The 1,557-nt window shown below is 67.1% G+C and carries 1 protein-coding gene; it reads left to right on the top strand.

Annotated elements, in window-relative coordinates; translation table 11 throughout:
* Positions 1-460: 460 nt before the first annotated feature.
* Positions 461-880, top strand: a complete 420-nt coding sequence (locus Aut01nite_RS43025; protein ID WP_043530833.1) for an ATP-binding protein — start codon at positions 461-463, stop codon at positions 878-880.
* Positions 881-1,557 lie beyond the last annotated feature (677 nt).

The following is a 1,557-nucleotide window of genomic DNA, read 5'->3' as shown; positions in this document are numbered from 1 at the left end:
TGCCTCGATCGCCCGGTCCCTCAGCGCCACACGCGACGGGTGCCCGGCGGGCATCGCCGCCATCGCGGAGAGCAGCTCGGCCGCACTGTCCGCCGAGGTCTCGGCGCTGGCGATCGTCTTATGCGGCACCGCGGTAGTGGTCTCGGTGACGGTCATGTCGTGGTCCTCCCTGACACCTTCCCGGAGAGCCGGCCCCTTGTGGGGCCCGGTCGGTCAGGCGTCCATATCTGTTGGACGGCATGCGAAAGCGCCGTCCAGGCACGCTAGGCCGTTCGGTTACGCAGACTCTATACGACAGGTCTAGGGAAGACTAGCCGAAAGTATGAGTACGTTATCGTGACAAAACAGGCACTAGGTGGGCTTAGGGTGCAGGAACGTCCGCCTTCGGGTGTCCGGAGAGCTACTTCAACCGACCTTTACGGGTCTGCGCTTTTCCCTCGGGAGTGGGCAAGATGGGCGGATGACGTCGCCGCCCGCCCCGGTTCCGCACCCGGCGGCGATCGAGGTGCGCCGGTGGAGCCTCGACAGCGTCGGCGAGTTGCGCCACCTCCGCTCCGGACTCCGGTCCGTGCTGACCGGCGTCCCGCTCGGCAGTGACGGGGAGGAGCGGATCGCGGTCGTCGCCACGGAGCTGGCCACCAACGCCCTCCGGCACGGCCGCCCGCCCACCCTGGTCCGTCTCCTTCAGGAACCCGGCCGGCTGATCCTCGACGTCGCCGACCACGACCTCACCGGCGAACCGCTCTTCGACCTGGAACGGCCGGTCGGCCTCGGCGGCCTCGGCCTGCGTCTGGCCAGGACCTTCGCCACCGACTTCGGCTGGTACCGCACGTCCAGGATGAAACACATCTGGGCGGCATTCGACGTCGTACGGGATTAGCGCCGCCTTCCAGTCTCCGGCGCCCCTCGCGCCCTCTTCTCCTGCGCGCTTCCGCCTCGCGCCTCCCTGACCCTCGCGCCTACGTGCCTTCTTGTCCTCCTTCTCGCTCTTTAAGCCGCTCACCCCCTCCTGTCCACGTGCCCTCTCGTCCGCGTCCCTACTCCTGCGCGCTTCTCCTTCTGCCCGCCAGGTCCGCCCGGGCGCGGGTGGTCCCGCGACGATCAGGTCGAGCGGTGGGCACGCCTTCGGTCCGCCGGGGTACGGGTGGCAGCCGGCCCCCCGTGACTGGTGTGCAGACCGATTCGGATGAGAGGGATGTTCATTCCGTATCGGCGTGACTTCGCAAGGTCATTGACCTCTTTTGACCCGCCGGCACCAGTGGCAACTTTGATGCGATCGGGTGAGGGGGGCGATTTGGCGTGGCGAGGGGGACCGGGTAATGTTCTCCGAGCCGGCAGGGAAACGGGCGAGGCAAGCGGAGAGATCCGCTAGCGGCCGTCCTGCCAAACCCCAAGATCGAGCGACGCGAGAGATCGTGTACTCTTCCTGGGTGCCTGTGCGGTTTCGGTCTTGTGGAATTCGGTTGCGAAACGCGGATTTGACACGGCGGAAACGGCGGGTAAAGTAGAGCGAGTGCCCCGGAGGAACGGGCCGCGGAATGCGGAACGGTTCGATGG

This window comes from Actinoplanes utahensis (genome assembly GCF_016862455.1).
Lineage (GTDB): Bacteria > Actinomycetota > Actinomycetes > Mycobacteriales > Micromonosporaceae > Actinoplanes > Actinoplanes utahensis.
The sequence above is the reverse complement of the archived record's forward strand: the minus strand, read 5'-3'. Positions and strand labels throughout refer to the sequence as shown.